Origin of the sequence: Rufibacter roseolus, assembly GCF_017916365.1 — a bacterium.
GTDB classification, from domain to species: domain Bacteria; phylum Bacteroidota; class Bacteroidia; order Cytophagales; family Hymenobacteraceae; genus Nibribacter; species Nibribacter roseolus.
The window spans coordinates 1-23,006 of sequence record NZ_JAFMSU010000003.1 but is presented as its reverse complement, the minus strand read 5'-3'; the positions used below and the strand labels follow the sequence as shown (position 1 = coordinate 23,006).

Sequence of the window (23,006 nt, the reverse complement as noted above, 5' to 3'; positions counted from 1 at the left end):
TTTTTTCCTGGATGCCTGTAGTTGACTCCTGTTTTAAACCTTATTTTCTTAAAACAAGCCAAAAAGGCCCTACTGTTTTCCTTAAAAAATGGGATTACGGTAGGGCCTTTTACAGCATCTAAATATTTAGGTTATTTAGGTAGTCTGATGCTCAGGCCCCCGCCGGCGAATATTTCATGGGCATGGGAAGCGACACCAGTGCCTACAATAGCATCCAGTTGCAGATTGGGTAATACTAAGTACTGAATAGTGCCATCAATGTGGTTCTCGGCGTGGCTGCCTTTGGGCTTTTCACTGAAGAACTCTACGCCCAAGGTGAGTTTGTCACTCAGTTTTTCACTCAGTGAAGCCGAGTACTCCAGTTTGTTTTCCATGTGGTCTTCCTCGCGCTCGCGCTGAAATCCGGCATTATACTGGAGCTTGATTTTATCGGTGAGGTCATTGGAAAACAGGAGCAATACTTCTGGCGCCACTTTCTTCGGCTCAAAGGCGTCTTGGCCCAACGGCAATTCCAGCATGCCCAAGACGGTGACCTGGGGCACTGCTCCCTTCGCCTCCACCACGTTCACCTTGGTGCCCACCCGCACGGTGCTCAGGCCTTTTTCCTGCGTAAGCAAAGATTCCCCCAAACGGTAGTCTTCCCGGCGGTAAGTGGCCTCCACCCTCAACTCGGCGGCTTTGAGCACGCCAACCCTTAAAAGAGCCTGCGGGTAAAGCCACTGTTTGTTTTCAATGCCTTCCTTTTTCTGCTTCAGGTACTGGAAGCCGGTCTCCAGCTGAAAAAACCCGCGGGGAACCAGGCTGGCGGCCTCGGTGCGGGTAGGGCGGTCTGTTTCAAATTCGGGGTCAGATTCCTGGGCCCAGACGCCCAGTTGGCAAAGGGCGAAAAATGCAATAAGTATAGTATTCTTCATATGATTTTCTAAATATGCCTTTTGGGTACGGGTCGGCTTGGTTTTAGTTGAGAAGGCGTCTCTTGGTAAGGGCCAAATCTGGAAAAACACGCCATAAACCGTATTTATTCTCCTGGCTACAAAGCAACCCCAAAGGCAGGTAAGAGTAAAAAGCAGGAACTATCCACCAGCCGTTATGCCAATCCAACGTGACCGCCTCTACGCCGATGTCCAATTCCTGACCACCCTTGACCCACCACGCAGCATTGGGCACCCAGAGTCTTTGAAAAAAGCGGCCGCTTATATTGAGACCCAGTTCTGCAAGCTAAGCGGGCGTGTCAGCAAGCAGGACCTGCACCAGGGTTTCCAGAATTACATTCTGTCTTACGGACCCCAGGACGGACCGCGCGTGATTGTGGGGGCGCACTATGATGCCTGCGGCGAAACCCCAGGCGCCGATGACAATGCTAGTGCCGTGGCTGGTCTGCTGGAGTTGGCCCGCGCCTTGCACGAGGAGAAGCCTGAGGTGAAACACCGCATTGATTTTGTCGCTTACAACTTTGAGGAGCCACCCTACTTTGCCACCGAGAAAATGGGGAGTGCCGTGCACGCCAAATCCATGAAGCGCGACAAAGTAGATGTGAAGCTGATGATCTGCCTGGAGATGATCGGGTATTTCACAGACAAGCCCAACTCCCAGGAATATCAGCATGAGTCTCTCCGGAAGCTTTATCCCAGCACCGGGAACTTCATTGTGGTGGTGGGCAGAGTCGGGCAGGAGAAAACGGTGCAGCGGGTGCAGCAGTTCATGAAGGAGCATTCGCGCATAGACGTGCAGTCCATCGCGGCTCCACCGGAACTACCTGGGGTAGGCTTGTCAGACCACCGCAACTACTGGGCCCAGGGCTACCAGGCCGTCATGATCAACGACACCTCTTTCCTGCGCAACCCACATTACCACCAGAAAACCGATACCATTGACACCCTTGATTTCGCCCGGATGACCGAAGTTGTGCGTGGCGTCTATGCGGCTATGTTGAATTTTTAGAAGAACGTGAACTGGCTTCATCGCCTTGACTGCCAATGTTATGCGTGGTTTGGTATGCGTAAAGTGAAAGAAAGATTCCAAGTGACAACCATACCCGTATTCCCAGGTTTAATCATGAATATTTTATTTCTTCTATATAAATGAGCGATTAGGTTGCTTTAGTGAGGTAAGCGATAGATGAATTTCAATTGTTTAATCTGGAAAGAAAAAACAGAAAATATGTTTTGCAATATTTTATTAAAATTTTGTACTTCGCAGAATATAAAATATTGTTATTCTTTAGTTATGAAAAAAGGTACCCCCCTATTATTAATAGGTTGTTTTTGTTTAGCCTCCCATTTTTCCTTTAGCCAAACCAAGCTGAAACCCCTTGCCCTCATGAAACATGAGGAAAACCTGATGTTCCAGAATGCGGTCTTCTCCCCAGACGGAAACCAGTTTGTATCGGTGGGGAACCAAGGAATGCTGTATCTCTGGGACGTAAACCAATCTTACCCCGTAAGCTTCAAAAAGGTGCACGAAGGAGTAGCCCTGTCCTGCGCCTATTCCAAAGACGGCAAGTACATTGTGACCGGCGGAGAGGAAAAATCCATTAAGATAATCCAGGCCAGTGACCTGAGCGTGGTAAAGACCATTACCGGTTTGCCTGCCAAGGTGCGTGAGTTGGTGATGTCGGGGAACAGGCTGGTGGCTTTGCTGCAGAACAATGAAATCCAGGTCTATAACACTGATACCTGGCAGCGCGTGGGCAAGCCCCGCTACGCCGCCAAAGACTCCAAGATTGTGTTCAGCAACCGCGGAGATCGGTTCTATGTGTGGTTCTCCAGCCGCATCAACATCTTCTCCTCCAAGGACGGGGAATTGATCAAGGTCTTCAATACAAACTACGCCACCCCTACAGACATGGCCCTCAGCCCTGATGACCTTTTCCTGGCGGTGGGTTTTGGTCAAGCCGATGACATCATCCGGATCTATGACACCGATGATTTTAAGCAGGTGAAAGCCGTGAAAAAGAACGGGTCCGGCGATTTCGCCAACGGCATGTCTTTCTTCAACAACAGCAACAAACTGTTGTACAACTCCAATGCGGGTAATTCCACGGTGAAGGTTTTTGACCTGGAGAACGGGAAGGACACCCCGGTCTTAAAAGGAACCTCCTCTAACCGCATCTCCATCTCCAAAGACGATTCCAAAGTGATCCTGGGTCCCAAAGCGTCTAATTCTATCCAACTGATGTCTGTGATCTAAATGGATTCAGGGCTGTTTCTGTAAAAGGAGCCCTAAAACAGCGAAGCCGACCTTTTTGGGTCGGCTTCGCTGTTTTAAAGAAATATGGAAGTTGGAATAACCTAAGCGCTGGTGTTCTCCAGGCTGGCCATGTCAATTACAAAACGGTATTTTACATCGCCGGCCAGCATGCGGTCATAGGCTGTGTTGATCTGGTTGATGTTGATGACCTCAATGTCTGACAGGATGTTGTGCTCAGCGCAGTAATCAAGCATTTCCTGGGTCTCCGCTATGCCACCAATAAGGGAACCCGCAATTCTGCGGCGCCCGAAGATAAGGGTACCGGCGTGCAGTTCCGGGGCTTCCGGCGGAACACCCAGCAGGATCATGGTGCCGTCGCGGCGCAGGAGGCTGGCGTACATATCAAGGCTCACCTTGGCAGAAACCGTGTTGATGATGAAATCGAAATAACCGGTAACCTGTTTCAAGGCCTCTGGGTCTTTGGTTACCACAAACTTGTGGGCTCCCAGAGACTGGGCATCGGCTTCTTTGGAAGGAGAGGTGCTTAGAACGGTCACCTCGGCGCCCATGGAGGCAGCCAGTTTTACGGCCATGTGTCCCAATCCGCCCAAGCCTACCACGGCCACGCGGTGGCCCTGGCCTACATTCCAGTGACGTAGCGGCGAGTAAGTGGTGATACCGGCGCACAGCAGCGGCGCCACGCGGGCCAGATCCTGGTCTTCTCTAATTTTTAGAACGAAGTTCTCTGACACCACAATAAGGTTAGAGTATCCGCCGTAAGTTGGGGTGTCTAAACCACGCTCCGGGCTGTTGTAAGTGCCTGTAAAGCCCTTTTCGCAGTACTGCTCCAGGCCATCGGCGCAGCTGGGGCAAGATTGGCAGGAGTCTACCATACAGCCAACCCCGGCCATTTCACCCACGGCGAAATTCTGTACGTGGTCGCCTACTTTCACAATGCGGCCCACTATCTCGTGGCCGGGTACCACCGGGTACATGGCGCCACCCCATTCGCCTTTGGCGGTGTGCAGGTCTGAGTGGCATACGCCACAGAACAGAATTTCAATCTGAACATCGTGCGGACCCACGTCCCGGCGCTCAAAGTTAAACGGAGCCAGCGGCGAGTTAGGGTCAAAAGCGGCGTAACCTTTGGTTTCTATCATAATCTTATTTTTTGTGTTACGGATGGATGAGGTGAATTTAAAGATACGGGAAGAATGCCGCAGAGATTTGTTCCTTTTTGAGTTCAGCTAGCCTGAGAAGCCAAAAGCCTGCTACACAGGTGCTGTTCTACAGTAAACCAACTTACTGGAAAGCCGATGTTTCAAGGCGTTTAGGGCCTTTTTTCTTAAAGCGGCCCTAAAACGGTAAGTTGCCTACGTCAACATTTCCCCCGGATAAAATCACCCCCACTTTCTGCCCGGCGTAATCTTCCTTGTTCCGCAACAGGGCGGCCAAAGCCACGGCGCTGGAGGGCTCCACCACAATCTTTAGGCGTTCCCAGATGAGCCTCAGGGCCGAGATGATCTCTTTTTCCTCTACCCTGATGATCTTTTCCACGTGTTGCCGGATGATGGGGAAGTTGATGTCGCCTAGCTGGGTTCTGAGGCCATCGGCCAGGGTGTGGGTGGTGTCATTTGATTCTATCTGCCCGCTAATTAGGGAACGGTACGCATCATCGGCTTCAAAAGGCTCACCGCCAACCACCTTGCAGTCTCTCCCGAAGAAATGAGCCGCCAGCGCCGTGCCGCCAATGAGTCCGCCGCCGCCCACCGGAGAGAAGATATAGCGGAGATCAGGTTGTTCTTCCAGCAGTTCCATGGCCGCCGTGCCCTGGCCCAGAATCACGTCTTTGTCATTAGACGGGTGAATGAAATAAGCCCCGGTCTCTTTTTCTACCTGGGCGGCCACTTCTTCCCGCGCGATGGGGTTGGAGGCGCATTCAATGATCTCGCCACCGTAGCCGCGCACCGCGTCTTTCTTTACCTGCGGAGCATTCTCTGGCATCACAATGTAGGCTTTCACGCCAATGCTCTGGGCCGCCAGCGCCAAAGCCTGCGCAAAGTTACCGGAGGAGTGGGTGACCACGCCCTGTGTTTTCTGTTCCTCAGAGAGCTGCAGCACGGCATTCACGGCGCCCCGCATTTTGAAAGCGCCCATCCGCTGGAAATTCTCACACTTGAAAAATACCTCTGCGCCGGAGATTTCATTAAGCAGTCGGGAGGTAAGGACCGGGGTCCGGTGGATAAGGGGTGTTATTCTGGCTTGCGTGGCAAGCAGATCTTCTTTCTGCATATAGGGTAGGTGATAGGTTCTCTCTGCAAAGGAAACAAAAGCCGGTAAAAGGAGAAGGTTTTTGGGCAAGGATGTTCGGCTTGACATGAGAACCCACCCCTGCCTCTCACAGGAGGAGAATTCCGGCAGAGTGGGCTTCCACGCATTGGGGATGTTTAGGCTTGTTTCCCTTCCCATACCGTTCCCATAGCCCATTTTGTTTCTTAATCCTTAGCCTGTCCCCTGATAGGCCAAAGATTAGAAGGCTGGCTTTCAGTTTGTCTTTCGGTCTGTAAAGGGACAGACCGATGTTGAGTATAACTCTATATTGAGGAAAACTATATAAATATAAAGCAGAGCTAGGCCCTTTACTTTGTAGAAAAATTCCCCTCTTGGGGGTAGGCGCACGCCAGGAGATGGCAGGTTTGAGTTTCACTCCGCCTGAAAAAATAAACGGCCACCTACAAGAGGTAGCCGTTTTTGACCTGAATTTCAAAAAACAGATTAATAAGGATCTGCCGGATGTGACACTTGTTTGGCTTGGTCTATACCTTCCTGAGGAGATATTGCCCCGATCGGGCCTTTGTCATCCTGGGACTTGGTAGTTTTGGCCAAGCCTTCCCGTACTCTGCGGCCGTAATCTTCGTCGGCGAGGGTGAAGTGCTCAATCATTTTGTCCTGGATGCGCTTATCGGCGGTAGCCAGGGTGTTCACCAGGTTGGTGATAAGGTCGTCGCGCTCCCAGTCCTGGAAGTTGCGGTAGGTATCGCCGGCCTGCTTGAAGTCGTTGGTACGGTCAATTTTCTGGCGCACCAGGTTGGCTTCGTAGCGTGGTTGGTAATCTTTGCCGGCTTTAGGGGCCTCCTTGATGTTGCCCAAAGTAGAGGGCTCGTAGTTGATGTGCGGATTCTGACCTTCGCCAAAATCAGTGTGGAAAGACATCTGGCCGCCGCGCTGGTTTGTGGCCACCTTGGCTTTTGGCGCGTTGATAGGCAATTGCAGGTAGTTTGGTCCTACACGGTAACGCTGGGTGTCTGAGTAGGAGAAGGTACGGCCCTGCAGCATTTTATCATCTGAGAACTCCAGCCCGTCTACCAGCACACCGGTCCCGAAGGCGGCCTGCTCTACTTCGTTGAAGTAATCCACGGGGTTGCGGTTCAAAGTCATCTTGCCCACTGGCAGGAAGGGGAACTGCTCAATTGGCCACAGTTTGGTGTCATCCAACGGATCGAAGTCCAGTTCTGGGTGCTCATCGTCGCTCATGATCTGCACGCACAGTTCCCACTCTGGGAAGTTGCCCTCTTTGATAGCATCAAACAGGTCCTGGGTGGCGTGGTTGAAGTTTTTGCCCTGGATTTCCTGGGCCTCAGCTTGGGTCAGGTTCCGGATGCCTTGTAACGGCTCCCAGTGGTATTTCACAAGAACGGCCTCTCCGTTGGCGTTCACCCATTTGTAAGTGTTCACGCCTGAGCCCTGCATCTGCCGGTAGTTGGCCGGAATGCCCCAGGGCGAGAACAGGAAGGTCGCCATGTGGGTGGACTCAGGGGTGTTGGCGATGAAGTCAAAGATGCGCTCGCCGCTCTGAATATTAGTTACCGGGTCTGGTTTCTGGGAGTGGATCAGGTCTGGGAATTTCATGGCATCCCTAATGAAGAAGATCTTAAGGTTGTTGCCCACCAGATCCCAGTTTCCGTCCTCGGTGTAGAATTTAACCGCAAAACCGCGGGGGTCGCGCAAAGTCTCCGGCGAGTGACCGCCGTGACCTACTGTAGAGAAACGCACGAATACATCGGTTTTCTTTCCTTTTTCCTGGAACAGTTTGGCACGGGTATATTTAGCAATAGGCTCTCCGCCTACAGTACCATAGGCTTCAAAAACACCGTGGGCTCCGGCGCCTCGGGCGTGCACAACACGCTCAGGAATCCGCTCCCGGTCAAAATGGCTTATTTTCTCAATGAAGTGATAGTTCTCCAGCGTAGCAGGGCCACGGGCACCTATCGTCCGGAGGTTCTGGTTGTCTGTAACCGGATGCCCCTGCCGGGTAGTGAGGTTTTGCCTCTCCTGACCGTTGCTGGCATGGTTGCTTCCAGATTGACCATTGGATTGATTTTGATCTTTTTCCATAGAATGACTGGTGATTAAGGATGATAAATAATATTAACGCGGTACAGATGAGTAAGTTTTGCCAAAAGGGATCTCTTTGCTAACCTCCTGCAAGTAAAACACCCAAGATTGTAGGTCTAAAGGTCCCGGATTGGCCTTTATTTATCAAATTGATAATAGCTATTACTTTATAGGAGGCATCTATAATGGGTGGCAAGTCGCTTGTAAAAGAGCAAAGGCGGATAGGGACATGGCAATACCCTGAAGGATTTGCCAAGCCGATGGCTGTCCCTGGTGTGTTACCAGGAATTTTATCTCACTGGCCTTAGAATAGACCAGAATGGGAATAGCGTTTCAAGGCTGTTTCGGTGAAATCAGCCTTGAAACAGAAAAGGTGTTTGCTGCTTGTTTTTAAGAAAGGCCGGGTGGCTAGAGCACCTTGAGCTCAGAAGCCGAGGTTTCCAGCGACTCTTCCTGCATCTGGGGCATGAGCTCCAGCAGTTCATCAAAGGTGGAGAGTAGGTTCTGGTAGCTGTCGGCTTCAAGGGCTTCTTCGCACTTTTTCAGGAAAACCTCTTTGGGCTTCAGGTCAGCCAGGTCCTGCTCGGGTTGAACCTGCTGGTCCAAGGTCTGGGTGTCAATGGTGCGCAGCGGCCGATGGATGAGCAACTGAATCTGGGAATGCTTCGCGAAGACCTCCTGGAGTTTGCCGGTGTGGTCGTGCAGGTTGTGCTCGTACTGGAGCTGTACCTCGGCCCAGGCCGGGTAAGGACGGTCGGCGTTGTCATACGCGATCACCTTGGGCAGCACCTCGTCAATGGTGCCTTTGAACCGAACCAGTTTGCGCCAGCACGGAATCTCTATTTCCCGAATATCGCTGAGCTGGCCATCTTCAAAATCAAGGACCACCACCTGCTTGCGGTCGGTGATTTCAGAGAAGCTCAGCGGAATGGGCGAGCCGCTGTAGCGGATGTGCGGCATCTTGTTCACTACCTGCGGACGGTGCAAGTGGCCCAAGGCAACGTAGTCAAACTCGGCGGGAAACTGGTCGCCGCAGATCTGGCCCAGGTTGCCCACGTGGATTTCCTTCTCGCTGTCTGAGGCGCTGCCGCCGGCGGCAAACAAATGGCCTGTGGCCAAGACCGGCACGCCCTGCTGCTTGAACTCCTGGATAAGCGGTACCAATTTCTGGTAATGGTCGCAGATACCCTGCTTGAGGCGGGCTTCCCGCTCTTCGCCGGTCTCACCGGGTACCGAGAGGCGCACGTCTTTGTCTCTTAGGAAAGGAACGGCGCAGACCACGGCTTTGGGTTGGTTTTCCTCATCGGATAGCACAATGACTTGGTCCTGGGGCTGAGCGGGGGCACCGCCTACCACGTGCACGTTGAAATGGCGCAGCAGTTCGGCCGGTGCGTTAAGGGTGGAAACGGAGTCATGGTTTCCGCCAATGATGACCAGCTCGCGGCAGCAGGTGCCTTTTACTTCGCGCAGGAAATCATAGTACAGTTTTAGGGCCGTGTTGGAGGGGAAACCTGTATCAAAGACATCGCCGGCAATGAGTAGGAGGTCAATCTTCTCTTCGCAGATAGTCTGGCAGAGCCAGTTGAGAAAAGCCCGATGTTCCTCGGTGCGTTCCTGGTTGGCCAGGCGCTGGCCCAAGTGCCAGTCTGCCGTATGTAATACTCTCATCTTGCCGCGGTTCCTCTCTTGCATGGTAGCCCGAAGATACAAAAGCGGCCACAATTAAAAAGACCCCGCTGACAGGAAAAACCTAAAATACATTGTGCCGCCCTTTCCCGAAAAACAGGCCATAACCGTATAAGGGTTTGGGTGAGAACCTGTATCACAAAGCCGGGCCAGCGTAACAATTCATCCTGAAGGATGGATGCATGCAGCCTGGCAAGGCGCCTGGCAAAAGTTGGATTGCCGTATTTATCGCCTTTGCCGCAGAAGCCTGGAGGGTGAATACCGCTTGCGTGTGCTTCTGCCGGAAGCGTTTGAATAAATGACCGCCAAAGGAAAGTGCCCGAATGCTGCTTTTGGTGATTATACTCTTGGAAACAAAGTAATTGAAATCCTGAGCCACCCTGAAATGCAGGAAAAAGAAGACCTGTTTCTGACCTGATTTTCAGAAAACGGCTATAAAAACGCCCGCCTGGGCTGGAGGCATTTGCGGGGAAAGCACCCGCCAAATAGAAGCGCCTGCATGGCTTCTTGCGAAAAGTACTTATATTAGCCCCTTCAAGCCTTTTACAAAGCGAACAACAAACAAACTATTCCCTAACTTTTACGCATTTTATGGCAAACCAACTTTTCGCTAGGAAGTCAATTGACAAGCTTAGCGCTGACGCCTTTAGTGAAGGGGCGCACAACCTGAAAAGAACCCTTGGTCCGGGTAACCTTATCGCCTTAGGGGTGGGGGCTATCATCGGGACGGGTATCTTCGTGTTAACGGGTAGTGCGGCTGCACAGTACACTGGGCCAGCCATTGTGCTGGCATTTATCCTGGCTGGTTTAGGCTGTGCTTTCGCCGGTCTTTGCTACGCTGAATTCGCTTCCATGATTCCGATTGCCGGTTCTGCCTACACCTACGGCTACGCCACCTTGGGCGAGTTTGTGGCCTGGATCATCGGGTGGGATTTGATTCTGGAATACCTCTTCGGGGCGGCCACTGTTGCGGTGGGTTGGTCTGGTTACGTGGTGTCTTTCCTGAGAGATTTGGGTGTTAACATACCGCCGCAATGGAGCAGCGCTTCTGGTGTGGAGATGGTGTTTATTGAAAAGAACAATGCCTGGGTTAGAATAACCGAGCAATTAACCACTTCTCTGGCCTCTGAAGGCGTGGATATTGCCACTTTGCCGCACGCAACCGGTATCTTCAACCTGGTGGCAGCCATTGCCATCACGTTGGTAACTATTTTGTTGGTGCGTGGCATGAGTGAGTCTGCCAAGGTTAACAATATTGCAGTTATCATTAAAGTGGGGGTTGTGATCCTGTTCATTCTGGCCGGGGCCAACTACCTGTTTGGTCACTCAGCTGAAGCTTCAGAAAACTGGACTCCTTTTCTTCCTGAGAACAAAGGTGGTTTTGGAGAGTACGGATGGAGCGGCGTAATCAGAGCTGCCGGGGTAATCTTCTTCGCCTACATTGGGTTTGATGCCGTTTCTACAACTGCCCAGGAAGCCAAGAACCCGCAGAAAGACATGCCAATTGGGATCTTAGGTTCACTGGTTATCTGTACTATTCTTTACATTCTGGTATCTGGTATTTTGACTGCCATGGTGCACTACAGCCAGCTGAACGTAGCTGAGCCTATTGCCATCGGTATTGAGAAAACTGGTTACACTTTCCTGCGTGATTTGATCAAGATTGGGGCAATTGCCGGTCTTTCTTCGGTGATGTTGGTGATGTTGATGTCTCAACCACGTATCTTCTACACCATGGCCAATGATGGTCTTTTACCTCCTATTTTTGGTAAACTGCACCCAAAATTCAGAACTCCGCACGTGAGTACCATCTTAACCGGCCTTATCTGTGCCTTGGTAGCGGGTGCTTTCTCCGTGGATGAACTGGGTCACCTGGTGTCCATCGGAACGCTGTTGGCCTTCGTGATTGTGTGTGCCGGCGTTTGGTACCTGCGCGTGAAAGAGCCTAACCGTCCGCGTCCGTTTAAAACCCCGTTGGTGCCGTTGGTGCCTATTCTGGGTATTCTGGTTTGCCTTGGCATGATGGCCGGTCTTCCTGCCGAGACCTGGTACCGTCTGCTGGGCTGGATGGCCATTGGTATTATTATCTACTTTGTTTACGGAAAGAAAAACAGCGTTATCCGGAAAGAACAAAACCTGTAATAAGCCTCGTTTTCATACTTTCAAAAGCCCAGTCCAGCCATGGACTGGGCTTTTTGTTTGTGCCAACCTCAACTATTCCAACAGCTTTTCAGGTGTTCTGCAAAAGCAATAGCATTGATTTTGGGATTGGTGTTAGGGGAAACAGGTTTATTCTCTGTCTGTACAAGAAATCCAATCCTCATTCTTCCCGCATTAAGCCCTATGATAAAAGAACTTTACAAGTCTCGCAGACCGCTTGGGTTATTCATTTTGATGCTAGGTGTGCTTTTCCTTTCCGGGGAAAACATTAGTGCGCAGACCTGGAACCCACAGGAACTCTACAAACTCAGAAAGAGCGGGAAAGCCTCCCTGCAAGTGCAAAGGGATTTCTCTCAACCTCAGAATTTGCCCTTTGCAGATGCTCTGATTACGCCTTCTTCGGCAAACTTCAAGAATATTGAGGTAGAGGGTGACCAGTTCTGGAGTGAGAACTATGGCCTTAGCGGGACAGATGGAAATATTATAAGCGTTCTGGAGGTAGGAGATAAAATATATGCAGCCGGTGAGTTCACCACCATAGGGAATGCCAGGGCCAGGAATGTGGCCATGTGGGATGGTCAGAAATGGCACCCAGTGGGAGACGGGTTTAATGGCCCCGTTGCTGCCTTGGTTTGGCACCAGGGCCAGTTGTATGCCGGAGGTTACTACAAGGCAGTAGGCAAAGTAAAAGCATACGGTATAGCCAGATGGGATGGCAACCAGTGGCACCCGGTCAGCAACAATCCCCAGAGCCCTGGGCTTGCCTCTGGTTTTGTGCAAGATTTTATATCAGATGAAGAGAACGGTAAACTGTACATATCAGGTAGTTTCACCAACGTGGACGGAGTGGAAGGCACCGGCAACATTGCGGTTTGGGATGGGACGAAGTGGGCGGGTCTGGCCGGCGGTTCAGACGGAGGCGTATCTGCCTCTTTCCTGCACGGCGATAAGCTTTTCATAAGCGGGGTTTTTAGCCAGGTTGGTAGAAAAGCTTTGAAAAACGTAGCCTACTACCAAAACGGGGAGTGGCACCAGATGGGGACCACTGACCAAGGCGCAGATACCCCAATTTTCCATTTCGCTTTGGAGGAGGAAGGTGGTAATACCTTATTGGCCGGCGGTATGTTTGTAACCATAGACGGGAAGACACTCAATGGATTAGCCCGTTATGATATAGATTCTAAAACCTGGTCTGCCTTTACCAATGGGGAGAACATCGGGATTAAGTCTGGCGTAGAGCGCGGCGAGGTGAAAATCATCAAGGTGGTAAATGGTTCCATCTATATTGGCGGGCAGTTTGACAATGTGGTGGGCACAAAAGCAGATGGAGTGGCAGTCTATACGAAGGATAAAGATTTTAGACCAATTGGTACTGGACTGGCTGGAGTAAACGACTTGCTCATCCATGAAAATGAAATAATGACGTTTGGCGGTTCGGTTACCGCCAATGGAATGGTGCATGGCGAAATAGACGGTGAGTTCACTCTTTTTGCGGGAGATTCCGTAATTTACGGCATGGCGCGCGCGCCTTTTGATCCTGCAAACCCCACCTTAGACTTAAAATGGCGTACCTTTTCAGGGAAGCCTTTCTTTGCCGCTAATGGTTACATCAGAAAGTTTCTGGTGCACAAAGGGGAATTGTACGTGGCCGGGTCATTCACCAAAATAGGGCACGATAGGGTAGAGAACATTGCCCGCTGGAACGGCAAAAACTGGGTACCCCTTGCCGGCGGGTTGAATGGCGCTAATATCAATGATATGGTAACTATTGGCGATGACCTGTACGTGGGCGGTTCTTTTAGCGTCACCGACGTTGATGATTGGTCGGTTGGTTCCCATGTGGCTCGGTGGGATGGCCAGAAATGGCACGCATTAGGAAGGGGAGTAGGTGGTTATCAGAACTCAGAAGTATACACGCTGGCAACTGATGGCACTAACCTTTATGTAGCAGGAATCCTTCTGGAGCTGGCTGGCAACTCCAACGGAACCGACTTGCAGATTGCCAACATCGCTAAATGGGATGGTCGGGCCTGGAGCTCTTTGGGCCCCGGACTTGATTTGAACGGCAGGGTTTATAGTCTTCTGTACCATGAAGGAGCGCTCTATGCCGGGGGAGGCATACGGCTGCCCGGCAATGATACCCAGATGTCTGATCTGTCTAAATGGGATGGTCAAAACTGGAGCAGTGTGGGGCAATTCAATCACATGATCCGGAGTATGATCTGGGATGAGGATAACTTCTATGTGGGAGGTTTGTTCAACGGAGTGAATGGGGTAAGCACGGGTGCTTTGGTAAAAGGAACCGGTGATGGAAAGTGGGAGGGAGTGGGTAATATAAGTGGTGGTACCGTGGTAGGCGTTACCAATGTGTATCGGCACAACGGGCTTCTATTTGTGGGAGGGATTTTCCAAAACGCCGGAGATCTTACTGGGGTAAACGGGATGGCTTATCTGAACCGGGCAGGTGACTGGAAAGCCATGGGCAGCGGCGTGAACGGATCTGTGTACAGCATGCTGGGTTTGGAAGACCAACTTTGGGTAGCCGGGGGCTTTACCTTTGCCGGAGGCAAAACTGCCTATGGATTTACCACATGGCGCGATCCGGGCGTGATTAGATCGGCGCCCCTGGAAGAGGGAACTTCCTCTAAACCAAAGATGGTCCGTTTGTTCCCTAATCCTGCCACAGATAAGGTGAACGTAGTGGGCCTGCAAAGCAATATCACCGGGCTAATCCTGCATGATTTAAGTGGAAAAGTAATTCTTAACCAGCAGTACTCTCCAACCATGGAATTGCAGCTGTCCATCGCCAACCTGGCTCCGGGACTTTACATTTCCGAGATCTACACGAACAAAGGCAAACAGGTGGAGAAACTGGTGGTGAGATAATCATTTTCAGACAGCGGAGGACCCCCAGAAGAGCTTTGTTTTAGGCCGGTTTTTGATAGAATAGGTCTAAAACATGTTTGGCCAAGCCTTTAATTGTAAGTAGATACTTATTGGTTGGTAACCAGAGTAGTTGGCCTTCGTGCCTGTAAGTACAGGGCCTAGAGATATAGATTGACAATTCAGTAATAAGGAGAAGATTTAACATCCTAAGCAAAAGCCCGGTTCATAATTGGATCGGGCTTTTTGTTTGCGAATATGATTTTGTTTTAGGCCTGTTTTTGCGATAATATCAAAGAAATAGAATATGTGTTGATTAGCTTTTTTTAAGGGTTTGTTTTCTTTATTTTTCCTCTTCCATACAAACACAATCTCACAAACAAACCCTTATTCAAGCTCCCATGAAAAAAGTATTTCTCTCCGTGCTAGCGGTGGCGGCCTTGTCGCTGCAGAGCCGGGCACAGGAGACTTTCCCGCGCAATGGGGTGTATGATGAGCGCTCCGGACTGCGGGCCTTCACCAATGCCACCATTTTCGTGGATTACCAAACCAGGCTGGAGAACGCCACCCTGGTTATCAAAGACGGCAAAGTGGTTGCCGTGGGTACCAAAGTAGCCGTGCCCCAGGGCGCCATGGTCACCGATCTGAAAGGTAAGACCGTGTACCCCGGTTTCGTGGACCCATTCACCAGCTACGGGGTGCCCACGCCGCCGGCCCGTTCGTTCAGCTTCAACAGCCCGCCGCAGGCCGAGTCTAAAAAAGAAGGCGCTTTCAACTGGAACCAGGCCATCCGCCCAGAGACCAATGCGGTAGAACTATTCAAAGTAGACACCAAAGCCGCCGAAGAACTGCGCAAGCTTGGTTTTGGAGCCGTTTTGACCATCCACCAGGACGGAATCGCCCGCGGCGCTGCGTCATTGGTGTCTTTGGCGAACAAAAAGGAAAACCAGGTTATTTTGCTGGACAAAGCCGCCGGTGCTTTATCGCTGGACAAAGGTTCTTCCACTCAGGAATACCCCAGCTCCATCATGGGTTCCATCGCCCTGCTGCGCCAGACCTACCTTGATGCTCAGTGGAATGCCAAAAACCAGGACAAAGAGCAGAACATCTCGCTTAAAGCTTTCAATGAATTGAACCGCCTGCCGCAGATCTTTGAGGTAAGCAACAAACTGAACGCCGTGCGCGCCGACAAAGTGGGTGACGAGTTTGGTTACCAGTACATCTTCAAAGGCCAGGGCGATGAGTACCAGATGCTGCCCCAGGTCAAAGCCACCAACGCAGCCTACATCCTCAATGTGAACTTCCCCGATGCCTACAACGTGGAAGACCCTTATGATGCCCGCCGCGTGGGTATTGAGGAAATGAAGCACTGGGAAATGGCACCGGCCAACCCGGCCATGCTGGTGAAAGAAGGAGTTGCCATTGCCTTCACCACCGCTGACCTGCGCGATAAAAGCAAGTTTCTGCCTAATCTGCGCAAAGCTACTTCCTACGGGTTGTCTGAGCAGGAAGCCCTGAAAGCCCTTACCTTCACGCCCGCCAAACTGCTCAAAGCCGATAAGTACGTGGGTACGCTGCGTGAAGGCATGCAAGCCAACTTCCTGGTAGCTTCGGGTAACCTGTTTGATGCCTCCACGCTGCTCTTGGAAAACTGGGTACAGGGCCAGGGATACAAAATCAGTGAGACGCCCGCCGATTTCCGGGGTGTCTACACGTTGAAAGTAGCCAATCAGCCAGAGCGCCGCATGCTCATCTCTGGCACGCCTGAGAAACCAGAACTGAAAGTAGTGGCCCAGGATACTCTGAAAGGCACTCTTTCTTTAAGCGGTGAATTGCTCACCATGACCTTTGCGCCCGCCAAAAACGGGAAAGAAAGCATCCGGCTCACCGGCTGGTACACTGGCAAAGGATTCCAAGGCGAGGCCCAGTTGCCAGATGCCCAGATGGTGAAATGGACTGCCCTTCTCTCCGAAGCCGCTACCCAGCAAGCCAAACGCGACACCGCCCGTTCCCGCTCTAACGAAGCCCTGAACTTGGGTAAACTTACCTTCCCGTTTGCGGCCTTCGGGAGAACCGAACTGCCGAAAGCAGAGACCGTCCTCATCAAAAACGCCACCGTCTGGACGAACGAGAAAGAAGGCAAATTGCAGAACGCCGATGTGCTGCTGAAAAACGGCAAGATCGCGCAGGTAGGTAAAAACCTTTCTGCTAACGGGGCCAAGGTCATTGATGGTACCGGTAAACACGTAACCCCGGGTATCATTGATGAGCACTCGCACATCGCCCTGGATGGCGTGAACGAAGGCACCCAAGCCGTGACTTCTGAGGTGCGCATGGCCGATGTGGTGAACCACGAGCAGGTGAACATTTACCGCCAGTTGGCCGGTGGGGTGACCACTTCCCAGTTGCTGCACGGCTCGGCCAACCCCATTGGAGGACAGTCGGCCATCATCAAATTGCGTTGGGGTCAGGCGCCGGAGAAACTGATGTTTGAAGGCGCAGATCCGTTCATCAAATTCGCCCTGGGTGAGAACGTGAAGCAGTCTAACCGCTCGCCGCAGTACAACGTGCGCTTCCCGCAGACCCGTATGGGCGTAGAGCAGGTAATGGTAGACGCCTTCCAGCGCGCCAAGGAATACCAGAAAGCTCTCGCTGATTACAACAAGCTCTCCAAATCGCAGAAAGCCAAAACGCCGGCCCCGCGCCGCGACCTGGAACTGGACGCCCTTTCTGAAATCCTGAAAGACGAGCGCTTCATCACCTGCCACTCCTACGTGCAGTCTGAGATCAACATGCTCATGAAAGTGGCTGACCAGATGGGCTTCCGGGTGAATACTTTCACCCACATCCTGGAAGGGTATAAAGTAGCCGATAAGATGAAGGCCCGCAACATCGGGGCTTCTACCTTCTCTGACTGGTGGGCTTACAAGATGGAGGTGAAAGACGCCATTCCGTACAACGCCGCCATCATGCACAATGTGGGCGTGACCACCGCCATCAACTCAGACGATGCCGAGATGGCCCGCCGCCTGAACCAGGAAGCCGCCAAAACCATGAAGTACGGCGGGGTTTCTGAGGAAGACGCCTTGAAGATGGTGACCCTGAACCCAGCCAAACTTCTCCACCTGGATGACAAAGTAGGTAGCCTGAAAGCCGGGAAAGACGCCGATGTGGTGATCTGGAATGAGCATCCGCTGTCTATCTATGCCCGTCCGGAGAAAACCTTCGTGGACGGTATCGCTTACTTTGATGTGGAGCAGGACAAGCAACTGCAGGCAGAGCAGGAAAAAGAGCGCTTGCGCCTCATCAACAAAATGCTGGCAGCTAAATCCCGCGGAGAGCGCACCCAGTCCGCTGCGCCATCGCGCCGGGGTGCAGACCAGGTGCTCCACTGCGAAGACCTGGGCACCGGCTCTGAAGAAACGTATCAGGAATCTGAGTATCATCAAAAATAAGGAGACCACTTTATGCAAACGTTAAAGAATACAGTGGTAAGCCTTACCTCTAAAAACATGCAACATCGTCTTTTGCTCGCGGCGGCCTTGTTCGTGAGCACCTCCGCTGCCTGGGCCCAGGTGCCCGTACCGGCGGCCAGGCAATCCAAAGCCACCGTGCTCACCGGGGCCACCCTGCACGTGGGAAACGGCCAGGTGGTGGAAGGTGCAACCGTCGCTTTCAACGAAGGGAAAATCACTTATGCCGGTCCGTCCTCCGGGTTCAATGCGGGTGGTACTGCCTATGAGACCGTCAACGTCAGCGGCAAGCACATTTACCCAGGTATGATTTTGCCCAACAGCCAGATCGGGTTGAACGAGGTAGAATCTGTAAGGGCCACGCTGGACCAACAGGAGGTTGGTTTGTTCAACCCCAACGTCCGTTCAGTGGTGGCGTACAACACAGATTCAGACATCACGCCTACGCTCCGTTCCAACGGTGTGCTTATGGCGCAGATCACTCCGGTGGGCGGCATGATCTCGGGGTCGTCCTCGGTGGTGCAGCTGGATGCCTGGAACTGGGAAGATGCCTTGGTGAAAGCCGATGCCGGTATCCACCTGCGCTGGCCCGCCATGGTGCAGCAATCCGTTGACAATTCTCCGCAAGTGGCCCAGCGCCGCCAGGCCCGGCAGACCGGATTGCAGGAACTGGAAGCCCTGCTGGCAGAGGCGAAAGTCTACAAAGACCAGAAGAACGACCGCCAGAACCTGAAGCTTGCTTCTTTGGGTGGCTTGTTTGATGGTTCCAAAAAGCTTTTCATCCACGCTGATTATGGGAAAGAGATTGTGGAGTCTGTGCGGTTCGCGCAAAAAGCAGGCGTAAAACAGATGGTGATTGTGGGTGGCGGTGATGCCCTGGTGGTAGCCGACTTCCTGAAGGAAAACAGCATCCCGGTGATTTACTCTGGGGTGCATGCTTTGCCAGCCCGAGCCGGCGATGATGTGTACCTGCCTTACAAAATGCCGGGCATGTTGCAACAGGCCGGAGTTTTGTTCTGCCTGGACTACGACGCCAGCCTGCATGGTTCCAGAAACCTGCCGTTTATTGCCGGCACGGCCGTAGCTTTCGGACTGCCCAAAGAGCAGGCGATTTCTTCTGTGACTCTCAATGCCGCCAAGATTCTGGGCGTAGACAAACAGGTAGGCTCGGTGGAGGTAGGCAAAGACGCCAGCCTGGTGGTTTCAGAAGGCGATATCCTGGACATGCGCACAAACAAAATCAGCCATGCCTTTATCCAGGGACGCCAGTTGAACCTGACAGACAAGCAGAAGTACCTGTATGACAAATTCAACGGTAAGTATCAGGGAGAAAGCAAAGCTGATATCGGGAAATAGCCCTGTATATTTTTGATGTACAAGAAAAGCCACCTTTTAAGGTGGCTTTTCTGTTTTTAGCCATTATTTCTAAAAATAACGATAAAACAGGGCTTGTTAAACTAACTAAAACAAAATATTCCTGGTTTAAGATAAAATTTGCTTTAATCAGGTAAGTAAAGGTAGGTTTATAGTATTTTTCAATGTGTAAATATCTATCTCACTTATAGTTGACGGGTCTAATTGAAATTATCTAAATGTGGCGTACTTTTGTCTGAACCGTGCCTTTCGTAATATGAGAATACTGCCGGTGTGAGTTAAATCCATTTTGGTAAAAATGGATTTTTAACTTATGGATGCCTACAAGATGAACGACCATTATAAAATTAGCCAGGAAACAGAATTGCCAAGATCTACCTCTTCACCACTAGACTTTGAGTTGATGTATGCTTTGGCTGAATATAGCCATGAACCTATGATGCTGGTACAGCAAGACGGGACTTTCCTGTTTGTCAATTCTGCCATCTGCCAGTTAGTGGGGCAAACAAAAGAGTTTCTTTTAAAAGAAGGGCGGACGGGATTAATTGATTTAAGTGATGACAGGTGGGAATTTGCGCTCAAAGCCAGAAGGGAGCATGGGCATTATAAGGGCGAGGTGAACCTGGTACACAAGTCGGGCATAAAGATTCCTGTTGAACTGGGTTCCAGAACGTTCTCCACCTCTAAAGGTGCTCAATTTGTGAGTGTGCATGTACGCGACCTCAGAGCCGAGAAGGATTCTCAGGAATGTATTGAAAAACAGCAGCAGGAACTGAAAAACACGGTTCGTGAACTTCAGTTGGTTCTGGACTCAACCGCAGACTTTATCTGTACTTTTTCCCTGGATGGCTATTTGTTGCATGTAAATCAGGCCTGTCATTCTATTTTGGGATATACCCCGTCAGAAATGATAGGGAAGCACTGTACTGAATTCATTCACCCAGAAGATGTCGCCAAGACGGCAGATGACGCGAAAGAGGTGATTAAGAATTCCTCTACTCTAAACTTCAAGAACCGGTACATTCATAAAAATGGGTCAGTCATTTACTTCTCCTGGTCCTCCTCATTAATAAAAGAAGAAAGCAAGGTTTACTGCATCGGACGCGACATCACCAAAGAGGTACTGAATGATTCAAAGGACCGGGAAAATGATTATCGTCTGCAGTCCTTGCTTCAGGAAGGGCATGACATGGTTTGTATCCTTGACCAGGAGGGCACCTACACTTTTGTGAGTGGCAGCGTGCGGCACGTCCTTGGCTTTGAGCCCGAGGAACTGCTGGGGTACAAAGCCTTTGATTTTATCCACCCAGACCATATCCCCGAAATCCTTTCCGATTTTGAACAAGTCATGGCTGGGGTAGACCTTAAAACAAAACCTTTCCGTTTTAAAGCCAAGTCTGGTGAGTGGCGCTGGATTGAGACCAAAGGTGTGAACTGCTTCCATCATCCGGCCATCAATGGCATCATCATCAATTCCCGGGATATTACCGATCGCCTGGAAGCCCAGAATCAGTTAGAGCGCAGCGAAAAGCTGTATAAAGCGCTTTTTGAGAACAATCCAGATAGCGTTTACTCGCTTGATAAAGAAGGCAACTTCACATCGGTGAATGCTACTACAGTGGCCTGCAGCGGGTACTCAGAAGAGGAACTGCTCAAAATGAACTTTGTGCAGATGCTGCACCCAGATTGGGTAGAAGAAACCCTAGCCGATTACGAGGAAACCTTGGCTGGGGTGTCTAGCACTTCAGAGACGGTTATCTTAACGGCCCAGGGTGAAAAGCTGAACCTGGCCATCACTAAAGTACCAGTGATTGTAGGAGGTGAATTAATAGGTATCCACGGAATTGCAAAGGATGTAACTGAGACCAAGCAGCAGCAGCGGCTTTTGAAAGAAACTGCCAGGCGGTTAAACAGTATTCTGGAGAGTATCAAAGATGCTTTCTTTACTTTGGACAAGAACTGGTGCTTTACCTATGTGAACAACAAGTTTGAAAGTTCGCTGGGGGTGAAGAGCCATGAATTGCATGGTTTGGATGTCAGGGAGGTGTATCCGCCGGAGAAGTTCGGCAAGTTCTACGCTAAGTTCAAGCGCGCTATTGACCTGCAACACCCCGTACACTTTGAGATTTTCTATGATGGCCTGAATAAATGGCTAGACGTTAGTGCCTACCCCTCTGAAGAAGGCTTGTCTGTATTTATCAAAGGCATTAGCGCACGCAAGAAAGTAGAGGCAGAGCTGAAGAAACTCTCGCTGGTGGCCAGTAAAACCGTGAACTCGGTCTACATCACAGATGAAGAAGGGCGTATTGAATGGGTGAACGAAGGATTTACCAGGGTAACAGGGTATACCCTGGAAGAAGTAATAGGGCGCAAGCCGGGTGATCTTCTGGCGGGACCGGAAACTAACCCGGAGAGAGTATCCATGATCAGGAAGAAGCTGGCCTATGACAAACCGTTTGTGCAAGAGGTGCAGAACCGCAGTAAGACAGGAGAGGTCTACTGGTCCAAGCTGGATGTCACTCCTATTATAGATGATGTTACCGGGGGCAGGAAGAAGTTCATTGTTATTGAAACAGAAATCACTGAACAGAAGAAGGCAGAAGAGGAGCGCGCTAAACTTACCGAGGAACTTCTCCGGCGGAACCGTCACTTAGAGCAGTTTACTTATATAGTGTCCCATAACCTGCGTTCTCCTGTAGCCAACATACTTGGGCTGACCTCGCTGTTAAATACTTCAGATAACAAAGAATTTCAGGAAGGCATTACTGCAAGGCTAAAACAGACTGCCCAGAACCTGGACTATATAATAAGAGACCTGAATGAAATGCTAAGCCTCCAGGCCGGATTCATGGAAGAGCGGGAGCGCATTTTTCTGCCTGAGATAGTAGACCAAGCCATCCAGTTTTTGCCAGCCGACAGTTATGAAAAAGTAGCGGTTGAGTTGAACGGCATTGAAGAGATTGGTTCGATAAGGAGTTATGTGAGTAGCATCTTAAGTAACCTGTTAACCAATGCTGTGAAGTATAAATCACCGGACCGGCCCTTGATTCTAAGCATTAAGGCAGAACTTCATGAACAGGACGAGGTGCTCTGCCTTTCTGTTAGCGACAACGGTTTGGGCATAAATCTGGAAAAAGAGGGCAAAAACCTATTTGGGTTGTACAAGCGGTTTCACTTCCATGTCTCTGGAAGAGGCTTAGGCCTTTATTTAGTAAAAACACAAGCCGAGGCATTAGGCGGATATGTAACGGTGGAAAGCCAACTAAACATAGGCTCTACATTCAAGGTATGGCTGAAAAACTACAAGTAATCTAATTATCTGTGAATGTTTATTGTATAATAAGGATTGAAGGTTAAGGGGAATAAGGCAGGGTGGAGCTCACCTTGCCTCGGGGTAAGGAAGCAAGGTCAGGCGCAGGCGCAAGCTAGTTGAGAAATCCTCCAATCACCCTGCAGAAAATCTACCCCATCTTGGAACTTCCCGGCACCCCTGGATAGTTCTTCCCCAGGCACCGGCCGGGAGCCGTTCTCCAAAGAAGTGGAAGTAAAAACCTTCCTCCATGGGAATTTCCTGGTGCCCCAAAGTAGTTCTAGCCCAGGTTCCAGCAGGGGCTCTTAGCCGAAAGGTGTCCATTGAGAAAAAATTCACGAAGGGAACTCCTTAGCCCTGAGCGGGGTTACGCCTCAGGCTCCGGCAGGGGACGGCAAAAAGGGACCTTCTTCCGAAAAAAAGGCCTTGGAAGCTGAAAGAGTTCTGCTACCTTTGCAGCCCGCTCAACCGGAGGGGACACAGAACTTAGGGTAGACGCAAAAGGAAAGAAAAAGTTTTCCGCATCTATTGCGGAT

The 23,006-nt window shown here is 50.9% G+C and carries 12 protein-coding genes; 7 read left to right on the top strand and 5 right to left on the bottom strand.

Features of this window, described 5'->3' with window-relative positions:
- Nucleotides 1–131 precede the first annotated feature (131 nt).
- Nucleotides 132–914, bottom strand: coding sequence for a transporter (locus tag J3P35_RS15970; protein ID WP_210465675.1), 783 nt, complete (start codon nt 912–914; stop codon nt 132–134).
- 175 nt (nt 915–1,089) lie between these two features.
- Here J3P35_RS15970 and J3P35_RS15965 point away from each other — a divergent pair, with 175 nt between their 5' ends.
- Nucleotides 1,090–1,941 carry a M28 family peptidase gene (locus tag J3P35_RS15965; protein WP_210465674.1) on the top strand — a complete coding sequence of 284 codons (852 nt, stop codon included), beginning with the start codon at nt 1,090–1,092 and terminating at the stop codon, nt 1,939–1,941.
- Nucleotides 1,942–2,319: 378 nt separating this feature from the next.
- The gene (locus tag J3P35_RS15960; RefSeq protein WP_210465673.1) at nt 2,320–3,189 is read left to right on the top strand and encodes a WD40 repeat domain-containing protein; all 870 of its coding nucleotides are present in this window, start codon (nt 2,320–2,322) and stop codon (nt 3,187–3,189) included.
- Nucleotides 3,190–3,290: 101 nt separating this feature from the next.
- On the opposite strand, the gene J3P35_RS15955 is transcribed toward J3P35_RS15960, so the two are convergent.
- The 4 genes from J3P35_RS15955 to J3P35_RS15940 form a co-directional block, all read right to left on the bottom strand.
- Nucleotides 3,291–4,349: an NAD(P)-dependent alcohol dehydrogenase gene (locus tag J3P35_RS15955; protein ID WP_210465672.1), complete on the bottom strand. Its 1,059-nt coding sequence runs from the start codon at nt 4,347–4,349 to the stop codon at nt 3,291–3,293.
- Nucleotides 4,350–4,545: 196 nt separating this feature from the next.
- Entirely contained in the window at nt 4,546–5,481 is a 936-nt protein-coding gene (locus J3P35_RS15950; protein ID WP_210465671.1) for a pyridoxal-phosphate dependent enzyme, read from the bottom strand.
- Nucleotides 5,482–5,964: 483 nt separating this feature from the next.
- The gene (locus tag J3P35_RS15945; RefSeq protein ID WP_210465670.1) at nt 5,965–7,584 is read right to left on the bottom strand and encodes a catalase; all 1,620 of its coding nucleotides are present in this window, start codon (nt 7,582–7,584) and stop codon (nt 5,965–5,967) included.
- Between the two features lie 408 nt (nt 7,585–7,992).
- Nucleotides 7,993–9,252, bottom strand: a complete 1,260-nt coding sequence (locus J3P35_RS15940) for an exonuclease SbcCD subunit D C-terminal domain-containing protein (protein WP_210465669.1) — start codon at nt 9,250–9,252, stop codon at nt 7,993–7,995.
- Between the two features lie 609 nt (nt 9,253–9,861).
- On the opposite strand from J3P35_RS15940, the gene J3P35_RS15935 reads away from it, so the two are divergent.
- The 5 genes from J3P35_RS15935 to J3P35_RS15915 all read left to right on the top strand — a co-directional run bounded on the left by J3P35_RS15935 (nt 9,862) and on the right by J3P35_RS15915 (nt 22,470).
- Nucleotides 9,862–11,412 carry an amino acid permease gene (locus J3P35_RS15935; RefSeq protein WP_210465668.1) on the top strand — a complete coding sequence of 517 codons (1,551 nt, stop codon included), beginning with the start codon at nt 9,862–9,864 and terminating at the stop codon, nt 11,410–11,412.
- A 201-nt stretch (nt 11,413–11,613) separates the two neighbouring features.
- Entirely contained in the window at nt 11,614–14,316 is a 2,703-nt protein-coding gene (locus J3P35_RS15930) for a T9SS type A sorting domain-containing protein (protein ID WP_210465667.1), read from the top strand.
- Nucleotides 14,317–14,714: 398 nt separating this feature from the next.
- Entirely contained in the window at nt 14,715–17,768 is a 3,054-nt protein-coding gene (locus tag J3P35_RS15925) for an amidohydrolase family protein (RefSeq protein WP_210465665.1), read from the top strand.
- Between the two features lie 57 nt (nt 17,769–17,825).
- Nucleotides 17,826–19,142: an amidohydrolase family protein gene (locus tag J3P35_RS15920; RefSeq protein ID WP_210465663.1), complete on the top strand. Its 1,317-nt coding sequence runs from the start codon at nt 17,826–17,828 to the stop codon at nt 19,140–19,142.
- A 331-nt stretch (nt 19,143–19,473) separates the two neighbouring features.
- Complete coding sequence (locus J3P35_RS15915; RefSeq protein WP_210465661.1) at nt 19,474–22,470, top strand: PAS domain-containing sensor histidine kinase; 2,997 nt, start codon at nt 19,474–19,476, stop codon at nt 22,468–22,470.
- Nucleotides 22,471–23,006 lie beyond the last annotated feature (536 nt).

Bases quoted from the DNA above. Each gene is read 5' to 3' on its own strand.
- J3P35_RS15935 (WP_210465668.1), top strand. From the start codon at position 9,862: ATGGCAAACCAACTTTTCGCTAGGAAGTCAATTGACAAGCTTAGCGCT.
- J3P35_RS15925 (WP_210465665.1), top strand. From the start codon at position 14,715: ATGAAAAAAGTATTTCTCTCCGTGCTAGCGGTGGCGGCCTTGTCGCTG.
- J3P35_RS15930 (WP_210465667.1), top strand. From the start codon at position 11,614: ATGATAAAAGAACTTTACAAGTCTCGCAGACCGCTTGGGTTATTCATT.
- J3P35_RS15970 (WP_210465675.1), bottom strand. From the start codon at position 914: ATGAAGAATACTATACTTATTGCATTTTTCGCCCTTTGCCAACTGGGC.
- J3P35_RS15915 (WP_210465661.1), top strand. From the start codon at position 19,474: ATGGATGCCTACAAGATGAACGACCATTATAAAATTAGCCAGGAAACA.
- J3P35_RS15955 (WP_210465672.1), bottom strand. From the start codon at position 4,349: ATGATAGAAACCAAAGGTTACGCCGCTTTTGACCCTAACTCGCCGCTG.
- J3P35_RS15960 (WP_210465673.1), top strand. From the start codon at position 2,320: ATGAAACATGAGGAAAACCTGATGTTCCAGAATGCGGTCTTCTCCCCA.
- J3P35_RS15965 (WP_210465674.1), top strand. From the start codon at position 1,090: ATGCCAATCCAACGTGACCGCCTCTACGCCGATGTCCAATTCCTGACC.
- J3P35_RS15950 (WP_210465671.1), bottom strand. From the start codon at position 5,481: ATGCAGAAAGAAGATCTGCTTGCCACGCAAGCCAGAATAACACCCCTT.
- J3P35_RS15945 (WP_210465670.1), bottom strand. From the start codon at position 7,584: ATGGAAAAAGATCAAAATCAATCCAATGGTCAATCTGGAAGCAACCAT.
- J3P35_RS15940 (WP_210465669.1), bottom strand. From the start codon at position 9,252: ATGAGAGTATTACATACGGCAGACTGGCACTTGGGCCAGCGCCTGGCC.
- J3P35_RS15920 (WP_210465663.1), top strand. From the start codon at position 17,826: ATGCAACATCGTCTTTTGCTCGCGGCGGCCTTGTTCGTGAGCACCTCC.